At 68.0% G+C, this 5,257-nt stretch carries 4 protein-coding genes; all 4 read left to right on the plus strand.

Going from position 1 to position 5,257, the window contains the following annotated elements; translation table 11 throughout:
* Positions 1–522, plus strand: a 522-nt coding sequence (locus tag E1263_RS43060) for a hypothetical protein (RefSeq protein WP_165956942.1), incomplete at its 5' end; no start/stop codon positions are given.
* Positions 519–1,715 carry a hypothetical protein gene (locus E1263_RS41800; protein WP_132177929.1) on the plus strand — a complete coding sequence of 399 codons (1,197 nt, stop codon included), beginning with the start codon at positions 519–521 and terminating at the stop codon, positions 1,713–1,715. The genes E1263_RS43060 and E1263_RS41800, both read left to right, overlap by 4 nt.
* A 328-nt stretch (positions 1,716–2,043) precedes the next feature.
* Positions 2,044–3,924: a phosphoenolpyruvate carboxykinase (GTP) gene (locus tag E1263_RS41805; RefSeq protein ID WP_132177931.1), complete on the plus strand. Its 1,881-nt coding sequence runs from the start codon at positions 2,044–2,046 to the stop codon at positions 3,922–3,924.
* A gap of 242 nt (positions 3,925–4,166) precedes the next feature.
* Entirely contained in the window at positions 4,167–5,048 is an 882-nt protein-coding gene (locus E1263_RS41810) for an LLM class flavin-dependent oxidoreductase (RefSeq protein ID WP_132177933.1), read from the plus strand.
* Positions 5,049–5,257: the final 209 nt, after the last annotated feature.

The raw sequence follows: 5,257 nt of genomic DNA on the forward strand, positions 1-5,257 counted from the left end.
GGTGGGGTCGGGTTTGCGCTGGGGAAGCCGGTGCAGGACGACGATGTGGTGCCGGCGCGGGTGATGGCGCGGGACGTTTGTGCTCGGTTGGGTGATGTGACGGCGTTGTTGCCTAAGGCATCCAGTGGGCGGTTGGCGCAGGCTGGGACGGACGCAGTGACCTGTACGGCGGGTGGCAGCCGGCCGCAGCCGGGTACGTTCTCGACCGCTTCGGTGAAGCTGACGATCACCCCGTACGGCGGGAAGCTGGCGGGTGTTGGCGAGACGCCGTTCTCGCCAGAGGCGATGGCGCGGAAGGCGTTTGACCGGTCGCCGTTGAAGGCGGTGCCGGATCGGCCTTATCCGACGAAGGCGGATCGGACGGTGAACGGCCTGGCGGGTGAGTCGTTCACGACGCGGGTGCTGGTGCAGCGGGCGGATGTCGTCGTACTGGTGGAGTACACGGCCAGTCCGGTGCTGGAGGAGACGGCGCGGCAGGCGGCGACGGTGCTGGCGGACCGGGCGATCTGGGAGACGAAGTGAGCGCGCCGGAGATCGCTGGGTACCAGTTCGAGCAGTTGCTGCTGGAGCATCCGCTGGCGGAGGTGTGGCGGGGACGGGCCTTCACGGGGATGGAGGTGGTTGCGCTGGTGCTGACGGACGCGGGTGCGCGGGAGCAGGTGGTGCAGGAGCGGCTGGTGCAGGCCGGGCGGGATGCGGCGCTCGAGCCGGGGCAGGCGGAGACGCCGTTGTGGGCGGCGAACTTCAATGCCGAGCGGCCGTATGCGATCACGCAGCTCGTGCCTGGCCAGTCTGGCGCTGAGCGGCTGATTGACTCGCTTGACGGGGTGCTGGGGAACGATGACGAGTCGCTGCGGGAGGTGCGCTCACTGCTCAGCCAGTACGGCGGCATCGCGCCAACCGCGAGTTCCACGTTCCCGTCGTACGTCGGAGGAGCAGCTCCGCCGACCGAAGCTGACGCCCAACCGGAAGTGGAGCAGAGCGTCGTTGAGCCTGACAGCCGGTTGGCGCGGCTAGGTGGCTGGGTTTATGCGGTGGCGGCGGTTGTGGTGCTGCTGGCGTTCACCGTGACGTACTCCGTCGGAGCTGCGGTGGGCGGTGTGGTGAAGGACGGGCCGACCGCGGCGCCTCCTCCGGCAGCCGTGAGCCCTGCGGCACTCCCCGAGACCGTCCTGCTGCCGGGACTGCCGAAGATCACGACGGCGCCGTACAAGCGGCCGGATGGAAAGCCTGGCCTGCTAGGAGCGACGTACGAGGCCAATGCTGACCTGCAGGTGGTCACCAAGGCGGACCTGCCGTTTGCGTTGGGTTGGCCGCGGCCGCCGGCGGTGTCTTCCCTGGGGGAGTCGTCGACGATTGCGTATCGGCGGATCCAGACCGACGAGCAGTCGACCGGGCGGAAGGTCCCGCCGGACCTGCGGCTCGCGCTGAGCGCTTGCGCGAACCTCAAGGACTGCACCACCAAACGCCAAGAGTTCGACCAGCAGTGGACGAAGGTCTACAAGGCGACGGCCCCGACGGTCGCCAAGGACGAGCGGACCTGGTTGACCGCCCAGGAGAAAACCACCAAGACCGAGCCGTACGCGCTGATGATGACGCGGGCGTTCCAGAGTGGTGGGCAGTGGTGGCTGGTCGGGGTCGCGGTGACCGGTGCGGCCGGCGAGGAGCTCGACGTACAGCGGGTGCTGAACGACATCTGGCGGCAGACCAGCTGATCCGCCGCAAAATCTTCACCGAACGGCCCGCGTCCCGACGCGGGCCGTTCTCATTTTCACAAGCTCTACCGGAAAGCGGTTGTCGGCAAAACTTTGTGACCGGGTTCACGTTCAGTGGGTTCACAGCGGACATACTCGTCGCGTACCGTTAGTACCACTTGCACACTGGTATACGTCCACTACGCCTACTGGTATGCGACAGATCACACCGCCAGTCCGCTGGATCGAACCGCTGGAGACCCTGGCGGCCGGTGCCGTAGCCGTTTCCTCAGCGTCGAGGAAGCCGGAACGCCGCCGGGCTCGACAGCTGAGAGGGAATGAGCCGCCGATGACGACCACCGCCAGCCCGACCCACACCGCCGACCTCACCGAGACCGCGCCGCCGACATCGATCGCCGCAACGGCGTACGACCTGTCCGGCGCACCGACGAAGCACGCGGGACTGCTGGCATGGGTGGCCGAGGTCGCCGAGCTCACGCAGCCGGACGCCATTCACTGGGTGACCGGCTCCGACGAGGAGTACGCCGTACTGACGCAGGGGCTGATCGACGGCGGCACCATGGTCCGCCTCAACGAGGCCAAGAAGCCGAACTCGTTCTGGGTCCGCACCGACCCGAGTGACGTCGCCCGCGTCGAGCAGCGCACCTTCATCTGCTCGGCCAATGAGGCTGACGCCGGTCCGACCAACAACTGGATGGACCCGGCCGAGATGAAGGTCCTGATGACGGACCTCTACCGCGGCTCGATGCGCGGCCGGACCCTGTACGTCGTCCCGTTCTGCATGGGCCCGTTGACCGCCGAGACCCCGATGTTCGGCGTCGAGATCACCGACTCGGCGTACGTCGTCGGCTCGATGCGGATCATGGCGCGCACCGGTTCCGAGGTGCTCGCGAAGATGGGCACCGACGCGAACTACGTGCCCTGCCTGCACTCCGTCGGCGCTCCGCTCGCACCCGGGCAGAAGGACGTGCCGTGGCCGTGCAACGACGAGAAGTACATCGTCCAGTTCCCTGAGGAGCGGATGATCTGGTCCTACGGCTCCGGGTACGGCGGCAACTCGCTGCTCGGCAAGAAGTGCTACTCGCTGCGAATCGCGAGCGCGATGGCGCGCGACGAGGGCTGGCTGGCCGAGCACATGCTGATCCTCAAGCTGACCTCGCCGGAGAAGAAGGTCCATTACGTCGCGGCCGCGTTCCCGAGCGCGTGTGGCAAGACCAACCTGGCGATGCTCGACCCGACGCTCGAGGGCTGGGATGTCGAGATGCTGGGCGACGACATCGCCTGGATGCGGTTCGGCAAGGACGGGCGCCTGTACGCCGTCAACCCGGAGTTCGGTCTGTTCGGCGTTGCCCCGGGCACCGGCTGGAAGACGAACCCGAACGCGATGCGCACCATCGAGAAGGGCAACTCGGTCTTCACGAACGTCGCCCTGACCGACGACGGTGACGTCTGGTGGGAGGGCTACTCGCCGACCCCGCCGGACCACCTGACCGACTGGAAGGGCCGCGAGTGGACGCCGGCCTCGGGCGAGCTGTCCAGCCACCCGAACAGCCGGTTCTGCACCCCGATCGAGCAGTGCCCGATCCTCGCGGACGAGTACGACGACCCGAACGGCGTACCGATCTCGGCGATCATCTTCGGTGGTCGCCGGGCGACGACGGTGCCGCTGGTGGCCGAGTCGCGCGACTGGGCGCACGGTGTGTTCATGGGGGCGACGCTGTCCTCGGAGACGACCGCTGCGGCCGTCGGCCAGGTGGGCGTCGTACGGCGTGATCCGATGGCGATGCTGCCGTTCCTTGGCTACGACGCCGGTCAGTACTTCGACCACTGGCTGACTGTCGGCAAGGAGAACGACGCCAGCAAGCTGCCGAAGATCTTCTACGTGAACTGGTTCCGCAAGGACGAGAACGGCAAGTTCGTGTGGCCGGGCTTCGGTGAGAACGGCCGCGTGCTCAAGTGGATGATCGAGCGGATCGAGGGCCAGGCGGCCGCGGTCGAGACGCCGATCGGATACGTGCCGACGGCCGATGGGCTGGACGTGAGCGGGCTGTCGCTCAGCGAGAAGGATTTGGCGATCGCGCTGGACGTGAACGCTGACGAGTGGAAGGCCGAGATCCCGCTGATCGAGGAGTGGTTCGCCAAGCTCGGCGACACCGTTCCGGCGGAGCTGAAGGTCGAGCTCGACAACCTCAAGGCTCGCCTGGGCTGACGCCCTACCCAAAGAGCCACCGCCGAGTCGGAAGCCGGCGGTCGGAAGCAACGCGGCGCCCTGGTCCACGACCGGGGCGCCGCGCTGTGTCTGCGTACAGACGGACTGTTAGTAGTCGCCGACCAAGGGTTGCCGCAGGCGTGAGGTGGCGCGCGGATGGTGTCGGGAGGGCGACCTCTAACAGTTCTTCTGTACGCAGATGGGGGTCGTCAGCGGGGGCGGCGGCTGCGTAGGTTGGCTGGATGAAGATCGGTGTGATGTTGCCAGTGGGTGGGTCCGACGGACCGACCGGGGAAATGCCGCGCTGGAGCGACGTACGGAACGTTGCGCAGGCGACGGAGGCCGCCGGGCTGGACTCGGTGTGGCTCGCGGACCACTTCCATTACCAGGCGCCGGACGGTGTCGTGCACGGGATGCACGAGTCGTGGACGCTGCTGAGTGCCGTCGCGGCGGTGACCGAGCGGGTCGAGGTGGGGAACATGGTGCTCTGCGCATCGTTCCGCGACCCGGGGCTGACCGCGAAGATGGCGGCTGCGCTGGATGAGGTGTCCGGCGGGCGGCTGATTCTTGGGGTCGGTGCTGGGTGGCACGATCCGGAGTACGAGGCGTTCGGGCTGCCGACCGATCACCGGGTCGGGCGGTTCGAGGAGTGGCTGGAGATCGTTGCGCGGCTGGTGCGCGGCGAGACGGTCGACTTCAAGGGGACCTACTACCAAACCGCCGAGGCCACGCTCACCCCACCGCCGAACCGGCAGATCCCGATCCTGATCGCCGGCGCGCGACCGCGGATGCTCCGGCTGACCGCCGAGTGGGCCGACGCCTGGAACACAGCCTGGTACGGCGCTCCTAGCGACAAACTCACCGAGCGCCTAGCCGCCTTCCGCGCCGCGGTCGACAAAGCCGGCCGCCCGGTCGCAACGACGATCGGCCTTAGCATCCGCGACCCCGATCAGCCGTCGGCCGAGGAAGACCCCACCGCCTTCGCCGGCACAGTCCCGGAACTCGCCGACCTGTTCGCCACCTACCGCGACCTAGGCGCCGATCACCTGATCGTCTCCGCCGACCCCATGACCCCCGCCTCGGTCAACCGCATTGCCGAAGCCAAAGCCCTACTAGAGGCCTAACCGGCCAGCACACGTCGTACGGCGGGGTTGTCGCCACGATGCGGCGGACCCCCCTCGCCCTCCGTCATTTGGTGGGTCCGCCCATCGGGTGGTGGGAGGGCTAGCTGCATGCGGTGGGCCCACCCACAACGCCGTAGGTCAGCCCACCAAATGGCAGCCCCGCAGCCGCGCTGCGGCGGCCAAGGGGCGCGACGGGGCGGGGGTCCGGG

The sequence above is a fragment of the Kribbella antibiotica genome (assembly GCF_004349055.1).
Lineage (GTDB): Bacteria > Actinomycetota > Actinomycetes > Propionibacteriales > Kribbellaceae > Kribbella > Kribbella antibiotica.

Bases quoted from the DNA above. Each gene is read 5' to 3' on its own strand.
- E1263_RS41805 (WP_132177931.1), top strand. From the start codon at position 2,044: ATGACGACCACCGCCAGCCCGACCCACACCGCCGACCTCACCGAGACC.
- E1263_RS41810 (WP_132177933.1), top strand. From the start codon at position 4,167: ATGAAGATCGGTGTGATGTTGCCAGTGGGTGGGTCCGACGGACCGACC.